Source organism: Klebsiella sp. CB_Kp196 (assembly GCF_040061575.1).
Lineage (GTDB): Bacteria > Pseudomonadota > Gammaproteobacteria > Enterobacterales > Enterobacteriaceae > Klebsiella > Klebsiella michiganensis.
The window spans coordinates 189,397-212,005 of sequence record NZ_JBEAFH010000001.1 but is presented as its reverse complement, the minus strand read 5'-3'; the positions used below and the strand labels follow the sequence as shown (position 1 = coordinate 212,005).

Below are 22,609 nucleotides of genomic sequence, written 5' to 3'. Positions count from 1 at the left end.
ATATTACCTCCGGTCTACTGTCAGATGGCCCGCTCAAGGAAAGCGTCTTTCCATTCATCAGGTCGCATACCGTCCTGATAAATGGCATCGAATATTTTCAGGTTGTCCTCACTGCCGCTGAGAAGCCGGGTGAGTTCACCCAGTCCGGACAGATCCATTTTCGCCATTGCCACAAACGGGCGGGTTTCTCCGGCCTGCAACGGTGTTTTCAGGATGACCATATAATGCTCGCCCGGATCAAGGTTTCTGATCGTCTCATAAACGCTGTCCGGCACTTTCATTTTCTCCACGTAATCCGCATAGCTGGCTTTGGGATTGGCGAGGAAAATCTGGGTACCGCACTGCTCAATAATCGCCGGGGCGATGGGGTGTCTGACGATTTCATCCGGTGACTGTGTTGCCGGAACGAAGATACCGTTCAGCTTGCGGATGACTTTCAGCATATTGAGCGAGAAGCGGGAAAATTCGACATCGGCCAGCCAGCGCCAGAACTCATCCATAAACATCACCAGGCGGCGACCATCCAGCAGACTGGTCACACGGTACAGCAGGTAAAAGGTCACGGGGCCGCGAATATCGTCATCATCCAGAAATTCGGTGCCGTCGATACCAACGTTATCGACATCGCTGATGGTGAAAGTATCGGCCTCGTTATCAAAAACCCAGCCGAACTCGCCCCCCTGCGCCCACTGTTTCATGCGAATACGCAGCCCGTTGGTGCGCGCGTCTGTGGTCGGCGGCTCCGGCAGCACCTCCAGCAGTCGGGTGATCCCGAACCGGCGGTACTCCGGTGGATAGTCCAGCATGATGGTGTCCACGGCGGCACTGATCCGCTCCTCATCACGCGGATCGAGCGGCTTACCGTTGCGACGGCACAACATGCGCACCAGCCGTTTGATGAAACTGATGTTCCGGCGGGTTGGCTCCAGCGCAAACGGGTTGAAGCCGGTGGGCTCGCCGGTACGGATGCGGAAATAACGCCCGTCGGCCTGGCGGATCGCCATCTCCGCCGCCCGATCCTTATCGAAATACACCGTGGTCAGCCGTTTTAGGGTGGCAGAAGGCGCAAACGTCGCCGGGTTGCGGTACTTCTGCATCAGTTGTTGCATGACGGTCATCAGCAGGGTTTTGCCGGAGCCGGTTTTCCCGATAATCGCCGTATTCCCCGGCGTTTTCTCATCGGTGTCATCTCGTGCGGCCTGGCTGTCGTGCAGGTTCAGGTAATACCCGCCACCGCCGGGAGATGTGAGGATGGCAACGGCTTCCCCCCACGGATTACCGCTGCGTTTGTGGGGATGGAAGTTATGCAGGCAGGCCATATCGGCAAAATTCTGGCTGCTGACGGCCACCAGTCGGGGACGCAGCGTATAGACGCCCGGCAGTTGCGCCAGATATGCGGCGGGCAGTGACAGGGTGGAGAGCGTTGTCATAATACCCAGATCGGCGAAGGGCTGGGCCAGAACGTTAGTGTCCTTCGCCACCTGTCCGGCACTGTCTGAGGAGATCAGCAGGGAAAAGTGGAATTTACCACATGACACATGTCCGGACTGAAGCAGATCGCGCAGGACAATCAGCTCTTCGCGCTGGGAAGTCGCGTCGTCGTCCGTGGAGTTAAGCCGTTTTTCCGCCAGCCGGATATGATTCTGCGCCTCATCCCGTGCCATACAGGTAAAGGACTGCGTCAGAACATACTCGCTTTCAGCGTACAGCAGCGCATCCAGCATACCGGTATGGGTTTCCGGGGAATAATCTTTAATCTCCAGACTGCGAAAGAAGCGGGAACCGATGACCGTCTGGCATTCACCGGTGTCGGTGGTGAAAAAGACATCTGGCGTACTGAGTGTTTCATAAAACGGCGAGCGCGTTACGGCCACTTTCTGCCACTGGCCGGTGATCAGGCGGTGGAAGAACGCCAGTTGCGAGGAATATACCCGCCCGTTTTCTTCATATATCCCCAGCGGCGTTGCCATATAGCGGGATAATGAAGATTCCAGTGCTTCGCGGTATTCCAGCATGATTTTGAGCGCATCATCCAGAGCTGGCTGGCGTTTACCGTGCGACTGCGCTTTCATGGTTTTCTTCTCAATCTTAGAGAACGGTGCGTAGCAGACGGTGAAAAACAGCCGGTGCCGCCAGAACGGTTTTTCTTTTACCGGCCGGTAATACCTCCGGGTCACGTCATCGGAAAAGGGAATACCCGAACAGGCTTCAAAAGCATCATGGTATTTTTCACGGAGCCGGTGAATATAAAATGTTACCGGCAGACCTTCATACGAGCGGATAATATTGTTCAGATGCGTGGCCATCAGGGTCAGGTGATGTTCGTCTTCACATTCAAAGACTGTGCCGCCCAGCTCCCAGGTGGCAATAAAATCACGGTGACGGTTTCTGATGATGTGAGGGTGAATATGGGAGGAATACGGAATATATTTATCCAGCGTAATACGCTCGTTTAATTTCATTTTCTGAATAAACTCCGAGACATCAACGTTATCGTACTGGTTTGCCAGAAGGGCATTCGCGCCAAAATGGGTATTGGTGAAAAGTCGTCCACGGGTTTTAAACGCCAGCCAGAGCAGACTGAAATAATGAATGTCCTTTCGGGTTTTATTTTTCATTTCCGCCCAGGCAGGAATGAGCAGAACCGCCAGGTAATAGCTGACATAGACTGCCAGCAGGACGATGGCCCCGCTGACAAGAACGAACGGCACCAGAGGAATCCCCATAATGGCGGCAGGCCGCGTAAGCGCTTTATTCAGCGTAGCCATCGTTGCCTCCCTTATGACGCCCAGTAGGCACCAAAGCCGGATGCACCGACAATCAGGATCGCGCCGATGATGACGTTACGCATGTCGTGCAGGCTCTTGCCGTCGAACAGCACTTTGTAGCCCACCCACATGGTCGCCAGCGTGATGGTGACGGCGGCCAGTCCCAGCAGGCCGGTCGAGGTATTGCTCAGTGTCTCACTGGCCTTGTTAAAACCACTGTCCGCCGCCAGCGCCGGGGCGGACAGCAGGACGGGAGCGACACCAGAGTAATGGCGTTTACGCATGATCATTTCTCCTCATCAGGGATAACAGGGATAGCGCCGCGAATGACGGAACCGGGATAATGCAGGGAAGGCAGGACCGGCGCAGTGGCACCGGCAGGCTCGCCACGCAGCACAACGGCGGGATAGCGGACAGGCGATTGCGCGTTCCGGTCAGGGTCACGCTGCCGGTCTTCCCGGGTGGACGGGACGACATAGCCAATGCGCTGCACGTAGCTGGTCTGGTTAAAGGCGGATTCCGGTCGCTGGCCGGTTTCAACGTTGCCGGAGTAGTAACAACTGAGCGCCCGTTTCAGGGTGCCGCCGCGCCGGTAACAGTCGGCGAGAATGCGCTCAAATACCGACAGATTGATACAAGGGTTAAGCAGGTCGCTGGCCGTGACGCCATAATGACGGAAGTTGGTGCTGGTGATTTGCATCAGGCCGACCGAATAGCGTCGGCCCTGTGCAGTCAGCTGTCCGGTGAGGCGGACCGCCTCCGACAGGCTCGTGGGAAAATGAGAAATCACGCCCCGACTGTCTGGCAGGATTTCAGCAATGGCGTAAGGGTGGAAACCGGATTCGACCCGCGCGACGTCAAGTGCCGTGGACGGGTGAATACTGGCGGCGCACTGCACCGCCAGTGCCAGAAAGGCAGTGGTGGAAAGCATGCTGGCCTCGTAACAGAGAGACCGACGGCTTATAGAAAAATACGCCGCCGGGGGAGAAGAAGAGAAAATGGATTAAGCGGCCGCATTCTGTGAAATGTCACTATCTTCCCTGGGTTCAAGTAGCACCAGTCTGCCGGAGACGGCAATACCGGGTATCAAAACGATATTCAGACCGGGCTTGCCGTTATGTGCGAAGGCCACGCCAACTTTTGTCCAGTACGTGTTTTTTTCGCCCTGAGCATCGGGCTGGCTTTCCTGGGTAACAAAGACGTGATAAACGGGTTTTCTCATGGAATTTCCTTTGATCATAAACAGTAAATGAAATAAACCAATCACATCCCGGTTCTGCATTCCGGTTTTAACGGGTCAGCGAGAACATTCAGCGGCACCCTGAATTGTGGTTACGTGACAGCCCGAACCATTTTGTTAAAGAGCAATACCATGCCCGGATGAATTAACTTCCATCAGGGCAACCATACTGTAATGGCGTTTTCAGAATCGAATATCTGGCGAGGGATATAAATGAGAAACTCAAAACAAAAAGAAGAGAGAAAATAGTGGGGTATTTAAGATGCAGTGAGAGTAATGAGGATTTAAAAAACACGAGAGAGTGGTATTAACATTCACCGTGAATAATAAAGACGTGCAAAGATATAACATCTCTACACGTCCTTTTTATCCTGTCAGCGACTGCTACGTTCAAGTTTTTCCTGACATTCCGTACAGGTGGTTACACCCGGCAGTGCTTGCCGTCGCTTTTCTGGAATGGGTTTACCACATACACGACAGTGAAATAATGATGGTGTCGACCCCGGCTTAAAACGACTATGTTCAATCATCTCCTCCAGGCGCTGCTCATTAAATTCCTGATCGCGATCGATCTCATCCGGCATGTGGTGCCCTCCTGTTAGCGGCAACTTCCTTTTCACAAAGCGTGATACGTCTCCATACCATGGTGAGTGACAGTCCCAGGAACCTTGGTAGCAAGAGTTCAGTAACCTGCATAATGGCCATCAGCGCGTCGGGGGATTCAAGGTTTTCCATCCGGCACTTCTGCCATTGCCGCCAGATCTCGGCATCTGTCTCTTCATCCGGCTCAGGTGTACGTCCATATGGCACGCTGACACCCAGCAACCGTCGGCGAAGGCAGACATCATTAGACGTCAGGCCAAAGTAGTGGTTGAGCAACGCGATAGAACCGCCCAGCCGGATAGCCCGGTTAATCTGCTGCTGTTGTCGGTATTCCTGTCGGGCCTGCGCCAGTAAATGATGCAGAACATCATGGCGGACACTGACCGAAACAAAGGGAGCCGCCGCCCGGCTGACAGCAAACAGTTCATCGAGTGATAACTCATTAAGAGCATTCATTTCGTCGAAAGTGAATCCGAGGGACTCGCAGTAACGAATATTGCCTTCTTTCAGAGCATGAAGGACGTCGGTTAATACGTAATAATTCAGTGACGGGATCATAATTCTGTGCCTCCCTTAAATATTTTCAGCGGCTGGTTAATTTAAGGTTGATCCATTCATCAATTTCAGATTCCAGCCACGCCACACTGGCAGGGCCGATTTTAATGGAACGAGGAAAATCGCCATTTTTCATATACAGGTAAATCTGAGAGCGTTTCAGGCCAGTTTTTTCTTCGACCTGTTTTAAACGTAATAACTGATGTTTTGTCATCGTTTCCTCCTGTCATGGAAATAAACCGGGTATGTCCGTAGATAAAAAAACACGGCGGAAGGTGCAGGAAAAGCAGATGAACCCGTATTAAGGGCGGGTAACCCCTTAATACGGGTTATATATTGGGAAAGAAAAATATCCAGTCAGAAGGGTAAGGATACAGAAGAAGGGGAGCCCCGCTCCAGCGCATTTTTCAGCGTATCGCCACTCAGACGATCAGTAATACCGTCATCTGAGGCCCACTGCTCAAAAATGGACAGGAGTTTATAGGGATGTCGGATTAAGGGGCTTATAGCCTCATTATGTTTACAGGCAAGCCAGAACATACGAGATAATGGCGTTGATATTCGCGTTGAAGATGATGACACATTTTTGTTTCTAATATATATTTTTATTAGCTTTTCAAGTTCTGAGTGCCGTATTACTAAGCAGGCATCCTTAGGTAGGTTATAAATTGGAAAATATCCGTGACTATCTGCCTTTTGTGGTAAAAAGTCCTCATAAGAGTTTAACTTAATACTATCAGGTAACCTCTTGATTTGCTGTTTCATTCTGGACGCCCATGTTGTTTTTTCGAATAGCTGAAATATTTCTCCAGATATGGAAACTGATAAGCCATAGTTTATACTATTAGCTCCTGTTATTGGCAAAGGTATGTTGAGAGATTGGGCTAATAATGACTGGACGATTACATATTCGTACCCAATCAAAGTTGTGTCAATAACTCTTTGCCTTGGGAAAAAATGTTTACCACTAGTGCTAATAATTAAATTTATTCCGTTAGTGAAGTTTATCCCGTCTAGTAAGCAAAGTTTCATTAAAAATGAATCCGTGGCTGGGCATAGTTTTATTTTATTATTATTTTTTTGAACTCTTCTTAAAATAATAGGAGATTGGAAATAAATTGATAAGTGAATATTTCCACATAGAGCATGACGATAAAGATCACTGACTGTTAAATTCTTATCTGTAATTTGACAAGCTATTGCCGCTGCTTCTTGAATGGTTAGCCATTCCAGCATTTTATTTGGAGATTTTAAAGTAGTGTTATTTAATGACATAAAGAAGCTCCTTTATATAACAATATCTTTGAAAAATCAAAATGGATAGTGTTATCTGTAGGGCCTTGTATATGTTGCAACGGTGAAAGTAATAAAATGAAATAAGATCGATATCCTTATGCTTTTGTTATTTAATTATCAGCAATGCCCTCATTTTGACAATTCATTCACAGAATTATAGATTTGTTAAGTCTATATCGATTCTAGCCTCGAGAGTTAGGTTAATGATATAAGTTATCACACTTATTCAAACGACCTAGAATGTTGAATATTTAATAGGGCGCTCAAAGGGGAATTATAAACCGGCACTATGGCCGGTTTTCTTATATATAAAATCATGGGCGTTGATCAAAATAACATACAGGTGTTTATATAAGATCAATAGGTATAATTACGTTAAGTCAGTATTGCCTGAGTTTTGAATGCTTTTTGATATTTACAAACTGTATGAAAGCGCCTAGACCTGCAACAACACCTGCAATGGCGGCAAGCAACCATGGGGATAAATTCTGTAAGAGAAGAATGCCGCCCATTGCGGCACCAATAGCACTACCCAGGTATAGGGCTGACTCATTGAGAGCTACCGCTAAGTTACCATCGCCCTGTAGCTCACGAGCTTTAATTAATTCGTTATTCTGGGGCACTTGCAATGCCCATCCTACTGCCCCCCAGACTGCAATTGGTATCATTACGAACCATGAGCCTATGGATGCAGTGGGCGATAATAGAAATAACGAAATAGCTAAAATAATCATAATACTAAAACTTAGTACGGGCCCTTGAAAGCGATCGACCAGAGGACCAATTAAAAAACTGCCTATCACCCCCCCAATTCCCCAAACCCAAAGGTAAGGCGTTATAGAATGCACAGCCCCATAATCTGCATCAGAGAGCAGAGGGGCTATAAAAGTATACATACCAAGACTTGCAATTGCGGCTAATAAAGATACAAAAAGGATTGTGACAACATGCATATCATTAAGAAGCATCAATTTTTGCTTAAGGGATATCGTCTGAGCTATAGGCAGCATCGGGAGTTTCGTAATTAGTCCAATAAAAGCAATGGCTCCTAATAACGCAACTAACCACAGAGCAATTGCCCACCCAAAACGTTCTGCTAATAGGAGGCTGAGCGGAACTCCAAGCACTGTTCCACTTGCCATACCTCCCATAATAACAGAAATGGCCTTTCCTCTTTGATCTGGCTCTGAGAGCGCCGCTGCTGCGGCAATCCCCATAGCTAGATAAATACCAGCTCCTACTCCCGCGATTGCACGAAATATAAGCAATATGGTGAAATCAGTTGATAACGCACTGGCAGCATTAGCTATCACAAACAGTCCCAGGGAAAATAATAAACCGCTGCGTTGTCGATTAGCAGGTAATAATGCAACAAAGACAGGTGAACCGAGACCATAAGCAAGAGTAAAAGCAGTGACGAGTTGGGCTGCTATCGCAGCCGAAACTGAAAATGATGTTTGTATCATTGGTATCAGCCCGGCAGTAACATATGAAGCCATGCCCAGAGCAAAAGCTCCTAAGGCTATAAGATATACGGCAGATCGAGTATTTAGAGCCATAAAAATTCCTAATCTCGAATTTAAATAGGGGGTAAATAATTACCCCCGATGAAAATCAAAAAGAGAGCGAAACGTTATAATCCTTAAGCCATGTATTTAAACCAATGGCAAGCTCAATGCCCATCCGATCATACATGGGAGACAGATCGCCGATTGGCTTCTCTAATGTCTGTTGAACACGTTTATGATCTAATAAGGGTAGAACCGGCGAATTTGAGTCCTCTAAAATAGTGGTTAATGACAGACGTAAAGCTCTTTCATATGCAGGATCCTGTGTTGAGGGATATGGACTCTTAACACGATTTGAAATACTTTCCGGCAGGATGTCTTTAGTCGCAGCCCTTAGAATACTTTTTTCACGTCCATCAAACGCCTTCATTTCCCAGGGAATATTAAAAGCATACTCAACCAGTCGGTGATCGCAAAAAGGTACACGTACTTCGAGACCAACAGCCATACTCATTCTGTCTTTGCGGTCCAGTAGGGTTTGAACAAATCGGGTCAAATTGACATAGCTCATTTGCCTCATCCGATAGTTGGTTTCATTTTCTCCTGGCAGCACTGGGGTTTCTGCCAGAGCCTGTCTATAGCTATCTTGCAAAAAAACATCCATTTCAAGCTTATTCAATAAGCTATGTGAAAAAAGCGTCTTCCCGTCAAAATATTTTCCAGTGACGGAGGTCAACCATGGGAAGGTTTTAGCCGCTATAGCCTCAGGATCATGGAACCATCGGTACCCACCAAATACTTCATCTGCCGATTCGCCAGAGAGCGCGACAGTTGAATGCTGTCTTATACGTTGAAACAGTTGATAAAGAGAAGGCCACATATCGCCCCAAAACGCGGGTGGTAAATCCAAAGCATGTACTATCCTTGAGCGCAAGTCTGGATCAGCCATAGAACTACTATCGATTATAATTTCTCCATGCTTTGAATTGATTTGCTCAACTAAATCTCGCACAAAAGGAGCATCTGGAGTGCCACGGACTCCATCCCCGGCGAATTCTGTACCATGTTTGGCAAAATCGACTGAGAACGAACGAATATTTTCCTTTCCACCAGCAAGGAGTTTTTTCGAAGCCAGAGCGGTAATTATGGATGAGTCAAGCCCACCTGATAAAAGACTACATAATGGCACATCAGCAACGATGTGTCGGTCGACGATGTCTTCAAGCAGGTCACGAGTATGCTTTATTGTCTGCTCAAGGGAATCCCGATGTTCACGTGCTTCAAGTTTCCAGTATCGCCTTTTAGAAAGCCCACTATGAGAAACTTTTATACACTCCCCAGGTAAAACTTCGCGCATTCCTGAAAATATCGCCTGTCCTGGCGTTTTTACCATCTCTAATATTTCCCTCATACCATCAGCATCCACTTTACGAGGGACAAGAGAGTTAGCTAAAAGAGCCTTTGGCTCTGAGCCAAAAATTATACCGTCTTCTGTTTGAAAATAATAAAGAGGCTTTACCCCCATCCTGTCGCGAACAAGGAAAAGTTCCTGTTTTAGGCGATCCCATATAGCGAAGGCGTACATACCATTTAACTTTTCAGGAAAGTCATTACCCCACTGAAGGTAAGCATGTAAGACTACTTCCGTGTCACTTCGTGTTTCAAAACGGTGACCTAAACTTTGAAGTTCTGCTCTTATTTCTTGAAAATTATATACTTCACCAGTGTATGTGATAACAGCCGCAGCACGATATCCACTATAATTGGCCATCATCGGCTGGCGTCCTCCATCAAGATCTATAACAGATAGCCGACGATGCCCTAATCCAACAGGCCCGTCTATCCATAGACCCTCAGCATCTGGACCCCGTAAAGCCATTGTATCTGTCATTCTTTGCAGCGTTTCCCGCTGAGATTCCAAATTTTGGCTATAGGAAAGCCATCCAGTCATTCCACACATAATTTTACTCCAGTAAGGAAATTTTTATCCAAGACTTTCTAAGTCAGCATCATGTGGTAACAGAACTCGTGTTTGCCCTCGTATATAACGTGCTGGTGATGTTGCTAAAACTTTCTGACTAATTTCATCTAGCAATTCTTGCAAACCGAATGTTGTGTTAAGATCTGCAAATGGCTGAAGAGGTTGAATGTTATTTGAAACGTATAAAACTACGTCTTTGCAGAATTGAGACAATTTTTCTACAGTTTCTAAGCCGGGTATACGTGGTTCAGTTTTTAAATCCAGTACAGTGATATTTTTACCGGACACATCCCGTGTCCAAATTTTGAGGTGGTCGCTATCCCATTCAGGAGTGTCGTAAACGATTCGTGAATTATATAACTTTCCCTTAGAGTCAATAAAAGTAAAGTCTACGTTCCGTTGTCGTTCTATATTGACAAAGCTGCTATAGCCAGCAACTGGCGCATTACCCAATTTCGCAGTGAGTAAAACTGTATCAAGTATATCTACTCCTGAAATTGAAAAATCAGATTTTATACCCAATGCTGTTTCTAATTTCAAGGGAGAGTCTTTTGGATATATATGATTTATAAGATCTAGTGCATGAATTATTTCACTGGTTACACCACAAGTAGGTCGATAATCATTAATACGATCTTTTCCCCAATGGAATGATGCTCTAACTAGCGCCCATTCTCTATTTTTTACTTCATCACGCAGTTTCTGAGTTGTTTCTGAATAACGCTCAACAAGATCAAGTGCAAATCCTTTGATATTTTTAAGCGGTTTTGTTAAATCGCACCACTTTTCATTGGGTATAGCTAAAGGTTTTTCGCAAATAATGAACCCATTAAAGCCCTCTAATTCTCTGAGGATTTTAACATGACTATGATCATTTACACTCACAACGATTATATCTGGGCTGAATATTTTCATTGCTTCAGATACTTTTTCAAAATATGGCAACTCTACATCTCTCTTATGCCTACTGACATATGAGAAGTGCATAGGAATACCAAGTTCTTTGCCTAAGTGACTTAAAGAACGAAGAAAACGTTGGCCAGCATAACCGAGACCAATAATTAGTATTTTCATAATCTGTTTCCTTCATAGATGAAGACATTTTCAGGGCTAACGGTGAACCCTAGCTTTTCATAAAGGCCTTCGGCTTCATAAGTTGATTCAAGTACGACTTTAGAAACTGTTTTTTCTTCAAACCAACTTAATAGGTTCTTCATAATACATAAGGCGACGCCTTGTCTTCTCCATTGAGGAAGAACAACTACAGATTGCACCCAACCGCATATTCCATTAATACAATCTGGAGCAGGAGGGCGGTTGTCAATGATACCTGTGGCACAACCAGCAAGCATACCCTCACACTCAGCGACGAATATTTTTATGTTTCCATTACTTCCATGTTGTTCATTTATCCATTTAATATAAGATTTTTTCCAAATATTACTTTCATGAATGTTGCGACTTGTGTAGCTTGTGTTATGCTTCCCATCAAGCAACATCGAACGCAGATCTACAAGGTTATTAGTATCCTTATCTTGCGCCGCACGAACTTTAATTTTAGCTTGAATTATGTTCATCATTATGCTGCCTGTCCTGAGGATTTTTTCTGTTTAAGAGGAATGTCAAAATACTGGAACACTTCTGATAATGATTCAGCAAGATCCTTAATTTGCTCTTCGCTATGATTAGGTGTGGCATTAACTCTAAAACGCTCAGTTCCAACAGAAACAGATGGATAGTTTATAGGCTGTAAATAAATACCATGTACTTTCAATAAACGCTCGGCTGCTGATTTACATTTGACCGCATCGCCTACTAGGACAGGTAATATATGAGTCGTAGAACAAGACATAACCGGTATATTCATCCGTTCAAGTTCTGAACGTAGAAGCTTGGTGCGTTCCTGGAGTAATTCTCGCTCTTTAGGATGTTTTTTTAGATAATTAATGCTAGCTAAGCAACCAGCAGCTATTGCAGGTGGTAGTGAAGTAGTAAAAATAAATCCTGTCGCAAACGATCTTATAGAATCTATCATCCATTTCTGGCCGGTAATATACCCTCCAATTACGCCTATTGCTTTGGCCATTGTGCCCTGTATGATATCGATTTTATCTGCCACACCGACCTCAGCAGCAATACCCTCACCATTGGGCCCATACATGCCTATAGCATGTACTTCATCTAGGTAAGTTAAAGCATTGTATTTTTTAGCTGCTGCGACAATAGATTCAATAGGCGCGACGTCGCCATCCATTGAGTAAACCGACTCAAAAATTACTACTTTTGGGCGTGTTAATGGATACTGAGCAAGAATTTGTGTTAGATGGTCAACATCATTATGTCTAAATATCTGCCGTTCTGTTTGAGTTGAACGTATACCGTTAATTATTGAGGCGTGATTCTGTTCATCACTTATCACAACGCACTCAGGTATTTGTCGCAACAAGCATTGTAACGTTGCGTCATTAGAGCTAAAGCCGGTAGGAAAAACTAAAGCTGCTTCTTTACTATGCCATTCGGCGAGACTGCTTTCCAGTTTTCCAAATAATCCGTGTGTACCGCCAATATTCCGCGATCCACCTGACCCTGCACCATAGGAATCGATAGCCTCATGCATGGCTTGACGAACAACAGGATGTTGTGACATTCCGAGATAATCATTACTGCACCATACTACGACAGGTCTGGTTTCGTCTCCTTCAAGACGAGCCAGGGGGTAGCTACCACATATACGATTTAAAGTAACAAAAGTACGATACTGACCTGATGATTTAAGGTCGTTCAGCTTTTCATTCAATAAATTCTGGTACATTTTTCACCCCTGTAATTTTACAAACACCATGGATGCAAAGTCGCCGCGCTCTTAACAATTAGGAGCCTAAGCGTCTTTATGGCGCATTGTGTCCTGGATTTTTTACGGTTACAATCTAACTGTTTATACTATTACTAGGAGTGATGCGATGAAAACAGTTCGCAACATGCAGCGGACTCGAAAAGAGCTATCTGAGTTTTTACGAAGCCGTAGGGAACGTTTGGAGCCTGCCGATGTGGGTTTGACATCTACGGGAAGGAGACGCACACCGGGCTTACGAAGAGAGGAAGTTGCTGCGCTTGCGGGGGTAGGGCTGACTTGGTACACATGGCTGGAACAAGGCAGAGACATTAGCGTTTCTGCAGCATTTCTTGACAATCTTTCACGTGTTTTGAAACTCGATGCAACTGAACGCCGCCATCTCTATCTTTTGACACAGCAGCGACCCCCAGTTGAGCCAGGTAAAACTTGGTGCATTGTTCCACCACTTATCCATCGATTAATGGGAAATTTAAAGACAAGTCCAGCCTACGTAATAAATTTACGTTGGGATGTAATAGCATGGAATAAAGCTGCTGATCGGGTCTTTCACTTTTCACAATATGCGCCTGAGCGCAGGAATCTTCTCTGGATGATCTTTGCTGATCAGGCTACCCGCATGTTGTTTGAACCATGGGAAGAACAAGCCCATCAGCTGATTTCACACTTTCGAAGGGACTTTGTAAGAGCAACCCAAGCTCCTGATATTTGTGAACTAATCAAGGATCTTGAAAATATTGATCCGGACTTCAAGATGTGGTGGCACGAGCAGGATATTCATGGTCCATACTATGGTAAACGTCAGTTGAATGTCGAAGAAATAGGAGTTGTTTCTTTTGAGCATACGATGCTTACGATTGACCAAGATAGACATTTAAGGCTGGTATATTACGCTATCACCGAGGGCAGCGACGCTGGCTTGAAGTTTGAGGAATGGATATGCTCAGACCCTAATTAAAATGTTAGAAATAATATTTCTTAGCAAAGTTAATTTTGTAATAAAGAAATCCTTCTCGTAGTAGTTATTTTTTAAAAGTAATTTTTTTTGAGGTGATGGCAAGGAACAACTTCTCGCAGTCATTATTTAATTCTATAGAATCGAACATATAATAATAGGCCCAAGAGGGCCTATTATAAATCCAAAAAAAAATTTATCGATTGAGGATTTGATTGCTTGCTATATGTTATCGATTAACAGCCTGTTATTATCTAATTTTGTTGAATATAAAGATAGGGTGCGACATAGCTTTCACGATTCATGTCTAGATAATCGGACCACCACTGCATCATCGCCTTGCGGGCTTCCAGATGTTCTGCCTTGTGAATATAAGCCATGCGCACGGTATTGCGCTCCTGATGACTCATCTGGCGTTCAACTGAGTCCTTCACCCATAAACCCGATTCCATCAGCGCACTGCATGCCATCGCCCGGAAGCCGTGGCCGCAGATATCCTTTTTCGTGTCGTAGCCCATCACCCGCAGTGCCTTATTGACCGTGTTTTCACACATTGGCTTATACGGGTTATGGTCGCCGGGGAAGACCAGTTCATTATTACCGGTGATATCCTTAATCTGTTTCAGAATGGCGATGGACTGTTCTGAGAGGGGGACGATATGCGGCATTTGCATTTTGGCCCCGCGCCCGGAATAACGCACGCCAATAATGGGTTCTCGCGTCGCGGGTATCGTCCATACTCTGTTTGTGAAATCAATCTCTGACCAGCGGGCGAAACGCAGTTCACTGGAGCGAATGAACACATGCAGCATTAGCAGGACGGCCAATCGCGTCAGTTCACGGCCCTGATGATATGCCTCAATACGATCAAGCAGTTCTGGCAGCCGCTCCAGTGGCAGGGCAGGATAGTGCCGTCTGACAGGAGGTGTGGTCACGCCGCCAAGGTTTGCTGCCGGGTTGGTGTCGATTAACCCGTGATGGACCGCATGGCGCATTATGTTACTCAGGTGCTGCCGCGTGCGGGACGCAACTTCCAGCAGACCTTTTTCCTCGATCCCTTTCAGCAGGTCAATGAAATGACGAGGTTTAAGTTCTGATACAGGCAGGTTCCCGATTACTGGAAAGATGTGATTGTTCAGGCTGGCAAGCAGACGGTCAGCGGTGTTCTGCGACCATCTCCTGTTACTTTTATGCCACGCCAGCGCCACGTTTTTAAACACTTTCTCCGCTGTTAGTGAGCCACGTTCAGCAGCCCGATGCTGTACCGGATTGATATTCAGCGCCAGCATTTTACGGACTCCTTCACGCTGCTGTCGCGCATCAGACAGGGAGATGGCAGGATAGGCACCCAACGCAATTCGGGATTCTTTACCGTTAATACGATACTTGAGATACCAGTGACGGGAGCCACCCGGCTTGACCAGCAGATACAGACCGTGGGAATCGGAGACTTTAAAGGGTTTATCAGAAGGCTTGAGACTACGGATTTTCGCGTCGGTAAGGGACATATGGGGGTCACTCCATTATCGAACTAACCTGACCCCAGATTTGACCACCAATTTTCCCCGATGCGGAGGGTAAAATCAAAATACATCGGGAAGAGTTTTCACGCTAACCTGTTGAATCAAAGTAAAATAAGAATTCGCAAGGATGCATAAAAGCAGGAAATTGGCTCCTCTGACTGGACTCGAACCAGTGACATACGGATTAACAGTCCGCCGTTCTACCGACTGAACTACAGAGGAATCGTTGTGGAGTCGTATCTTAGCGGCGAAAAAACTTTTGTCAAACATCTATTCGCCGTCCGAGGCTCAACTGGCGCATCCATCAACAAATTGTCGCCATTATCGACAATTTATCGGGAAAAATGCTTTGCAGGATTAGCTTTTCTCTATCATCATTTGAAATGTAGTTTCAACTTTTCTCACTAAGGTCTCCCTTGAACGTCACCGCCGCATTACGCCAGTCCGTCGAACGCACGTCCTGGTTTAAAAAACGCAAGAGCTATCGCGTCCTCTACTGGCGTGAAATCAGCCCGCTTGCGGTCCCCATTTTGCTGGAAAACGCCTGCGTATTGCTGATGGGCGTGTTGAGTACTTTTTTGGTCAGCTGGCTCGGTAAAGAGGCCATGGCGGGCGTAGGCCTGGCCGACAGCTTCAATATGGTGATCATGTCCTTTTTTGCCGCCATCGACCTCGGTACGACCGTGGTGGTGGCGTTTAGCCTGGGCAAACGGGACCGGCGGCGGGCAAGAGCGGCAGCGCGCCAGTCGCTGGCGATAATGACCCTGTTCTCGATTATTCTCGCGGCGGTCATCCATGCCTTCGGCGCGGAAATCATTAATTTTGTCGCCGGGGATGCGACAGAAGAAGTAAAAGGTCTGGCGCTGACCTATCTGGAGCTGACGGTGCTGAGCTATCCGGCGGCGGCAATTGCCCTGATCGGCAGCGGCGCGCTGCGCGGCGCCGGGACCACCAAAATTCCGCTGCTGATCAACGGCGGGATGAATATCCTCAATATTATTATCAGCAGCATCCTGATTTACGGCATTTTCTCGTGGCCCGGCATGGGGTTTGTCGGGGCGGGGCTGGGATTAACGATTGCCCGCTACATTGGCGCGGTGGCCACCATTTGGGTGCTAATGATCGGTTTTAACCCGGCGCTGCGCATTTCGCTGAAGAGCTATTTTAAGCGGTTTAACTTCGCCATTATCTGGGAAGTGATGGGCATCGGGATCCCCGCCAGCATTGAATCGGTTTTGTTCAACGGCGGTAAGCTGCTGACGCAGATGTTTGTTGCCGGGATGGGGACCAACGTGATTGCCGGTAACTTTATCGCTTTCTCCGTGGCCGCGCTGATCAACCTGCCGGGGAACGCGCTCGGTTCAGCATCGACTATTATCACCGGCCGACGCCTCGGAAAAGGGCAGATCGCTCAGGCGGAGCGTCAGGCGTGGCACGTCTTCTGGCTGTCGACCATCATTTTGACGGCGATCGCCTGGGGAACCGCGCCGCTTGCCGGCCTGATCGCCTCGTTCTATACCAGCGAAGAGGACGTCAAAGTGGTGGTGAAAGAGCTGCTGTGGCTGAACGCCTTCTTTATGCCGATCTGGGCGATGGCCTGGACGCTGCCGTGCGCCTTTAAAGGGGCGCGTGACGTGCGTTACACCATGTGGGTCTCAATGCTCGGCATGTGGGGCTGTCGCGTGGTGGCGGGCTACACGCTGGGGATTGTGCTGGGCATGGGGGTGATCGGCGTCTGGCTGGGTATGGTGCTTGACTGGGCGGTGCGCGGCGTTTTGTTTTACTGCCGGATGGTCAGCGGGCGCTGGCTGTGGAAGTATCCGCGAACGAAAGCGCAGGCCGACGAGACCCGCGCGCAGGTTGAAGAAACGTAACATGCGGTGGGCGAAACGGGACTTTTCGCCCAAAGTGGAGAATTATTCGGCAAACGGTTTGAAATGTGAAAACAGCCTTTGACAAGGTGGGGCGCCATCGATAATATGCGCCTCGTTCAAACGATTCCTCTGTAGTTCAGTCGGTAGAACGGCGGACTGTTAATCCGTATGTCACTGGTTCGAGTCCAGTCAGAGGAGCCATATTTAAGAAGCCCGCTTAAGGAAACTTAAGCGGGCTTTTTGCTTTCTATTCCATAGCCACGATGATGGCAACGCCGGGGCACAAGAACATTCCCTGCGCACCATCAGGGTCTTAAAACCAGGATACAATAAGGGAAATTAGCCCGATCGCGGCAGTCCAGAAAAAAAGAGTTGCTAATAAAATAAACAGGCGGATATTCCCTACGGTTAATTTCATAAAGCTGTCGTCCATACTTTTACGAAAATAGTACATTGCCGGTCGCGATAGATAAGCATATCCATGGTTGCTTACTGTCGACATGCGCAATTTTATCTCTGGTAATTTAGTAACAAGGTATTTGTTGCAAACAACCTGTCGCTATTAAAGGATGATTCCAGAGTAGAGTAGCGCCCATAGGTAACTCTTTGATTATTTTAATCTCTCCCTGGCGCTGGCTATTTTGTACCGCTTTTTTGTGACATGTGAATTTATCTAATTAATTTAATAGGTTACGAGACTCAATTCAAGTGTTAATCAGACCCCGGTTGAGCGTTTTATGACCACGGGGCAAATGATGCTTATATGTTAATAAAATGTTTATTTTTTAATTGGCATAGCAATAATAATATTGCGCGGATATACCATATGGATGTGTTCTGAGAAATTTTTACCCCTAACAAAAATAAACGCTTTATTTTATAACGCTCAGTCCGGCTGGTGGCCGCGTAAATATTTTACGCGATCCGGACTGAGTGTATTCTGCTCGTATGATATCAGCGCTTAGCGGAACGGCGGTTCGTTGAAGGTTCTCAGCTTGCGCGAATGCATGTGGTCGCCTTCGGCGCGCAGCAGGTCAATCGCCCGAATACCAATCTGCAAATGTTCGGAAATGGCCCCTTCATAGAATCGGTTAGCCTGTCCCGGCAGCTTAATCTCGCCGTGCAGCGGTTTGTCAGAGACGCACAGCAGGGTGCCGTAAGGAACGCGGAAGCGATAGCCCTGAGCGGCAATGGTTGCGCTTTCCATATCGATAGCCACCGCGCGGCTGAGGTTAAAGCGCAGCGCTGAGGCCGAGTAGCGCAGCTCCCAGTTGCGATCGTCGGTAGTGACCACCGTTCCGGTACGCAGCCGCTGTTTTACCTCTTCGCCCGGCATGCCGCTGACCTGCTTTGTGGCGTCGTAGAGCGCGCGCTGAACTTCGGCGATGCTCGGAATAGGGATATCCGGCGGCAGCACCGCATCCAGCACGTGGTCGTCGCGCAGATAGGCATGGGCCAGCACGTAGTCGCCGATATTCTGGCTTTCACGCAGGCCGCCGCAGTGGCCAATCATCAGCCAGACGTCCGGACGCAGCACCGCCAGATGGTCGCAGATATTTTTGGCATTTGCCGGGCCGACGCCAATATTAATCAGCGTGATCCCCTGTCCGTCTTTGGTTATCAGGTGCCAGGCGGGCATCTGGTGCTTTTTCCACGCCAGATCGGAAATCGCTTCCTCCGGTGCCTCCGTGTCCGCCGTTATCCAGATCCCGCCCGCGCAGGAGAGGGCGATATAGGGACTCTCGGGATCGAGAATTTGGCTACAGCCCCAGCGCACGAACTCATCGACGTAGCGGGTGTAGTTGGTAAACAGCATATACGGCTGGAAATGGTCAACCGGCGTGCCGGTATAGTGGCGCAGGCGCGCCAGCGAGAAATCGACGCGGCGGGCGTCGAAGTGGGAAAGTGGATAGTATTCCGTCGAATGAAACAGGCCATCGGCGGTTTCATCGCCAATTTGCGACAGCTCGGTGGTGGGGAAAAAACGCGTCAGGCCGGCGCTCATTGAGCGATCGAGCGTGAGTTCAGAGCCATCAATAACGTACGGATAGGGGATCTCATGCTGCGACAGCCCGACGGTAATCGCGGCATCGTAATCCTGATACAGCATGGTGAGCTGCTCCAGCAGATAGGCGCGAAACAGTTTAGGGTTGGTGATGGTGGTGGTATAGCAACCGCTATGGGTGAAGCGACCCCAGGCCCGGGTTTTTAACGCTTTATGTTCCGCTCCGTCCCACGACACCGACAGCTGCGGGTATACGAACAGTCCTTCCGCACGGGCGCTATTCTCGGGGAGGATATTATGGTGAATATAATCGCCGAGGGCTTTACGCAGCGCATTGACCGATTTTTCATAGAGCGCTTCGAGCTGCGTAAGCGCCTGTTCTGGGGTCAGCCTGGCGGCTTTCTGATTCATGACGTACTCCTTGTTTCTGCTCTGCTGACGTTTTGCTTAGTATGTCACAGACTGAAAAAGGCGCAGGACAATTTAACCCGCTTAGTTGAGAAAGTACTGAGATTAGAACCAGTTGATGCTGGGGGATGTCGATTAATGCGCGGTGATATTCGCGATGGCGCCCCAGCGTTCAGCGCTGAAATGCGTGGCGTTGAGCACTTTTAGGGTGATCGACTTATTGTCGTTAATGCAGTACAGGGCGTTAGCCAACGGCGTCAGCTTATCGCCCTCCTGTAGACGCCGGCCGCAGGAAGTGAGTTCCGCAATGATGGTTAGCTGGCCGCTTTGCAGAACCGCGTGGGTATGTGTAGACGTCGAGGCCTCGCGTAGTTTCTTAATCCACCATTCCATTTGTTTATTCCTGACCTGTTACACTCCGGCGATAATTCATGTTTGCTCCTCATCTGACAATAAGAACAGGCGGTTGGTTTAGTCTATGTTTAATAAGTGAATCGCAGGATCGGATTCCTTCTGCATAATAGCCCGCCCTGGCAGCTAAAGAGATAATTCGGACAGAAATATGGCAATGATGCGTTTTACCCGGCTGCTGAATAAGTCGGGATTAAGATTAGTCTCGGTGGCGAAAAAAGCCATCATTGGGCTGCTGGTGGTCGTGATCGTCTTTTTTATTGGCCGTATTTACGAATCGCAGCGCGGTCCGGCGCTGCACCGCTGGCATACCTGGACGGCGAATGAAATGAGCGCCAGCGAGATTGACCGCGCCACTTTTGCCGAATACCAGACGCGGGAAGCGGCGATTTTCCGCGATATGAAAAGCAGCATTACCGACACGCTGAGCGACGATGAAAAAACGGCCATTAACCGCTTTTACGCGCAAAGTCTGGTCTATCCGGATAAGTTTCATCCCGACTGGAACCGCTCCTTTATTCTGCTGCCGCAGGGCAAACCGCGCGGCGCGGCGGTGCTGCTGCACGGCCTGACGGATTCGCCCTATAGCGTACATTATCTGGCGCAGCGCTATCAGCAGCTGGGATTTGTTGCCGTCGCGCCGCGGCTGCCTGGACACGGTACCGCCCCCGGCGCGCTCACCGCGGTGGACCGCGAAGAGTGGATAGCGACAACCCGGCTTGCGGTGCGCGAAGCGACGCGGTTGGCGGGGAATGACGCGCCGCTGCACGTGGTTGGCTACTCCAACGGCGGGGCGCTGGCGCTAAAATACGCCCTCGATAGCCTGGAAGATAAGTCGCTGCGGCGGCCGCAGCAGGTCATTCTGCTGTCGCCGATGATTGGCGTTACCGCCTTTGCGCGTTTTGCCGGGCTGGCCGGTTTGCCTTCTGTATTCCCGGCTTTCGCCCGCGCGGCGTGGCTGAACGTCGTCCCGGAGTTTAATCCCTATAAATATAATTCGTTCCCGGTGAAGGCGGCAAGGCAGTCATGGCTGTTGTCGCAGGCGCTGCAGCAGCAAATCGTGCAGGAAGCGCAGCGTCAGCGGCTTTCTGAACTAGCGCCGGTGTTAACTTTTCAGTCGGTGATGGATTCAACGGTGAGCACCCGGGCGGTGGTGGATTCGCTCTACCGTTATCTGCCGGATAACGGTAGCGAACTGGTGATTTTCGATATTAACCAGGCGGCGAATTTGCGCGCGCTATTTCGTCCCTCGCTCTATTCGGCGGTGAATACGTTATTGCCGCCGGCGCCTCGGCCCTACGGCACCACGGTGATTACCAACGCCGCGCCCGACACCTACGAGACGGTGGCCCGCACCACGCTTGCCGGGATGCGAAGCGAAACCGTGACGCCGCTGAATATCGCCTGGCCGCAGGATATGTATTCGCTATCGCACGTGGCGGTGCCGTTTCCGCTGACCGACTCGCTCTATGGCCGCGAACCGGCGGAGAAAAATCGCTACGGGATCAGCATCGGCACGATCTCGTTACGCGGGGAAACCTCAACCCTGAGCGTCGGGCTGGATACGCTGATGCGCGTCACGTCCAACCCGTTTTTCCCGTGGATGATGGCGCGCATTAACCATCATATCGCCTGTAGCGAGCAGGCGGATATCGCTGCCTGTCTCCGTTCGCAGGAGGCGGCCTCAGAATAGCGTGAGGTGCATCACGGTGCGGATGGCGATCCCGGCGATAGCGCCAATCGCGGCGAAGCGGAACAGGCGTACGAAGCGCGAGCTGACGCCCAGAAAGATGCCGATGCCGGGAAGATCGAACGTTTGCACTAGCAGGCCCGCCGAGGCGTTGATCTGGCTTACGGTCGCTTTACCCTGCTGGACGAGCTCGGAGACCACGCCGAAATAGGCCGTACCGCCGGCAACGCATTTGACCAGCGCCGGCAGCACGAAGTTAACCGGAATATTCAGCCACAGCAGCAGCGGCAGCAGCAGGCGCTGAAGCATCTCAATCAGGCCTGCCGCCTGCATAAATCCGACGATGGCCAGCGACAGGATCAGCATGGGCACCGCGCCGAGGGCCAGGCGGATGGCGTCGGCACCGGCGCTGTTGATAACGGCGATAATCCCCTGGCTATTTTGCTCCGCCTCAGGCAGCGCGTCGGCCCGCACGTTTTCAACCATCGATAGCCTGCGGCCGGCGATATGCCAGGTGACCGCGGCGGCGCACAGCCCGCCGACAATCGAAATGATGATTGAGGCCAGCCAGTGCAGGCCGAAGGGCGTTAACGGGTAGAAAACGTTGCCTTGACCCATGGCGAAAAGCATCGCCAGCGTGGCGGCCATATGCCGGTCCGAAGCGCCGCGTTTATCCATAATCGCGAGGGTCGCCAGCGGGGCGGCGAAGCTGACAAAATTCATCTGAATCAGAGCAAAAGCGCTCATCCCGGTTAAGCCGAACGGCTTAAGCAGCGGGGCGAGCCAGCGAACGATGGCGTCCAGTACCCCGCGGACCTCCAGATATTTCATCACGATGAGCATGACGACCATGATTGGCAACAGCGTATAAAGCGCCACATCGACGGAGGTTTTCCCCGCCGACATAATAATGCTGATGAAGTCCATCTATTTCTCAATCA

General features: G+C 49.0%; 20 protein-coding genes and 2 tRNA genes. 4 read left to right on the top strand and 18 right to left on the bottom strand.

All coding sequences use genetic code 11. The annotated features are described in order from the left end of the window. Positions 1–20: 20 nt before the first annotated feature. The 13 genes from ABLU87_RS01040 to hemA form a co-directional block, all read right to left on the bottom strand. Positions 21–2,768 (bottom strand): VirB3 family type IV secretion system protein, encoded by a 2,748-nt coding sequence (locus tag ABLU87_RS01040; RefSeq protein ID WP_201158912.1) that lies wholly within the window; start codon positions 2,766–2,768, stop codon positions 21–23. 11 nt (positions 2,769–2,779) lie between these two features. Beyond that, positions 2,780–3,058, bottom strand: coding sequence for a TrbC/VirB2 family protein (locus ABLU87_RS01035; RefSeq protein WP_201158913.1), 279 nt, complete (start codon positions 3,056–3,058; stop codon positions 2,780–2,782). Beyond that, positions 3,055–3,699, bottom strand: a complete 645-nt coding sequence (locus ABLU87_RS01030) for a lytic transglycosylase domain-containing protein (protein WP_201158914.1) — start codon at positions 3,697–3,699, stop codon at positions 3,055–3,057. The genes ABLU87_RS01035 and ABLU87_RS01030 overlap by 4 nt, the downstream gene beginning before the upstream one ends. 72 nt (positions 3,700–3,771) lie before the next feature. After that, positions 3,772–3,990 carry a hypothetical protein gene (locus tag ABLU87_RS01025; protein ID WP_047727043.1) on the bottom strand — a complete coding sequence of 73 codons (219 nt, stop codon included), beginning with the start codon at positions 3,988–3,990 and terminating at the stop codon, positions 3,772–3,774. 392 nt (positions 3,991–4,382) lie between these two features. After that, on the bottom strand, positions 4,383–4,592 hold the full coding sequence (locus ABLU87_RS01020; protein ID WP_038807496.1) for a TraR/DksA family transcriptional regulator: 210 nt from the start codon (positions 4,590–4,592) through the stop codon (positions 4,383–4,385). After that, positions 4,582–5,169 (bottom strand): DUF2857 domain-containing protein, encoded by a 588-nt coding sequence (locus tag ABLU87_RS01015; RefSeq protein ID WP_348865900.1) that lies wholly within the window; start codon positions 5,167–5,169, stop codon positions 4,582–4,584. The genes ABLU87_RS01020 and ABLU87_RS01015 overlap by 11 nt, the downstream gene beginning before the upstream one ends. A 25-nt stretch (positions 5,170–5,194) precedes the next feature. Then, on the bottom strand, positions 5,195–5,380 hold the full coding sequence (locus ABLU87_RS01010; protein ID WP_201158916.1) for an AlpA family transcriptional regulator: 186 nt from the start codon (positions 5,378–5,380) through the stop codon (positions 5,195–5,197). A gap of 143 nt (positions 5,381–5,523) precedes the next feature. Beyond that, the gene (locus ABLU87_RS01005; RefSeq protein ID WP_201158917.1) at positions 5,524–6,441 is read right to left on the bottom strand and encodes a hypothetical protein; all 918 of its coding nucleotides are present in this window, start codon (positions 6,439–6,441) and stop codon (positions 5,524–5,526) included. Between the two features lie 401 nt (positions 6,442–6,842). Then, complete coding sequence (locus ABLU87_RS01000) at positions 6,843–8,021, bottom strand: MFS transporter (RefSeq protein ID WP_201158918.1); 1,179 nt, start codon at positions 8,019–8,021, stop codon at positions 6,843–6,845. A 55-nt stretch (positions 8,022–8,076) separates the two neighbouring features. Next, entirely contained in the window at positions 8,077–9,930 is a 1,854-nt protein-coding gene (gene asnB / locus ABLU87_RS00995; RefSeq protein WP_201158919.1) for an asparagine synthase (glutamine-hydrolyzing), read from the bottom strand. Positions 9,931–9,954: 24 nt separating this feature from the next. Beyond that, entirely contained in the window at positions 9,955–11,025 is a 1,071-nt protein-coding gene (locus ABLU87_RS00990; protein ID WP_348865899.1) for a Gfo/Idh/MocA family oxidoreductase, read from the bottom strand. Then, the gene (locus tag ABLU87_RS00985; protein ID WP_227636491.1) at positions 11,022–11,531 is read right to left on the bottom strand and encodes a GNAT family N-acetyltransferase; all 510 of its coding nucleotides are present in this window, start codon (positions 11,529–11,531) and stop codon (positions 11,022–11,024) included. Before ABLU87_RS00985 ends, ABLU87_RS00990 begins: the two co-directional genes overlap by 4 nt. Then, on the bottom strand, positions 11,531–12,763 hold the full coding sequence (hemA, locus tag ABLU87_RS00980) for a 5-aminolevulinate synthase (protein WP_201158921.1): 1,233 nt from the start codon (positions 12,761–12,763) through the stop codon (positions 11,531–11,533). The genes ABLU87_RS00985 and hemA overlap by 1 nt, the downstream gene beginning before the upstream one ends. A 148-nt stretch (positions 12,764–12,911) precedes the next feature. On the opposite strand from hemA, the gene ABLU87_RS00975 reads away from it, so the two are divergent. Then, positions 12,912–13,760, top strand: coding sequence for a helix-turn-helix transcriptional regulator (locus ABLU87_RS00975; RefSeq protein WP_201158922.1), 849 nt, complete (start codon positions 12,912–12,914; stop codon positions 13,758–13,760). 251 nt (positions 13,761–14,011) lie between these two features. On the opposite strand, the gene ABLU87_RS00970 is transcribed toward ABLU87_RS00975, so the two are convergent. Together ABLU87_RS00970 and ABLU87_RS00965 are read right to left on the bottom strand one after the other, a co-directional pair. Continuing rightward, positions 14,012–15,265: an integrase arm-type DNA-binding domain-containing protein gene (locus ABLU87_RS00970; protein WP_201158923.1), complete on the bottom strand. Its 1,254-nt coding sequence runs from the start codon at positions 15,263–15,265 to the stop codon at positions 14,012–14,014. 161 nt (positions 15,266–15,426) lie between these two features. Continuing rightward, positions 15,427–15,502 (bottom strand) — tRNA-Asn (locus ABLU87_RS00965). 194 nt (positions 15,503–15,696) lie between these two features. On the opposite strand from ABLU87_RS00965, the gene ABLU87_RS00960 reads away from it, so the two are divergent. Next, complete coding sequence (locus ABLU87_RS00960) at positions 15,697–17,154, top strand: EmmdR/YeeO family multidrug/toxin efflux MATE transporter (RefSeq protein WP_128334953.1); 1,458 nt, start codon at positions 15,697–15,699, stop codon at positions 17,152–17,154. A gap of 125 nt (positions 17,155–17,279) precedes the next feature. Beyond that, a tRNA-Asn gene (locus ABLU87_RS00955) sits at positions 17,280–17,355 on the top strand. Positions 17,356–18,115: 760 nt separating this feature from the next. Here ABLU87_RS00955 and ABLU87_RS00950 read toward each other — a convergent pair. Both ABLU87_RS00950 and ABLU87_RS00945 read right to left on the bottom strand, forming a co-directional pair. Further along, entirely contained in the window at positions 18,116–19,570 is a 1,455-nt protein-coding gene (locus ABLU87_RS00950; protein WP_014229909.1) for an AMP nucleosidase, read from the bottom strand. Positions 19,571–19,702: 132 nt separating this feature from the next. Then, complete coding sequence (locus ABLU87_RS00945) at positions 19,703–19,960, bottom strand: histidine kinase (protein WP_014229908.1); 258 nt, start codon at positions 19,958–19,960, stop codon at positions 19,703–19,705. 175 nt (positions 19,961–20,135) lie between these two features. On the opposite strand from ABLU87_RS00945, the gene ABLU87_RS00940 reads away from it, so the two are divergent. After that, on the top strand, positions 20,136–21,671 hold the full coding sequence (locus ABLU87_RS00940) for an alpha/beta fold hydrolase (RefSeq protein ID WP_164879265.1): 1,536 nt from the start codon (positions 20,136–20,138) through the stop codon (positions 21,669–21,671). Here the strand turns inward: ABLU87_RS00940 and ABLU87_RS00935 are convergent. Next, a complete protein-coding gene (locus ABLU87_RS00935) occupies positions 21,663–22,595 on the bottom strand; it encodes a nucleoside recognition domain-containing protein (protein WP_014229906.1) in 933 nt (310 codons plus the stop codon). The genes ABLU87_RS00940 and ABLU87_RS00935 overlap by 9 nt on opposite strands. Positions 22,596–22,609: the final 14 nt, after the last annotated feature.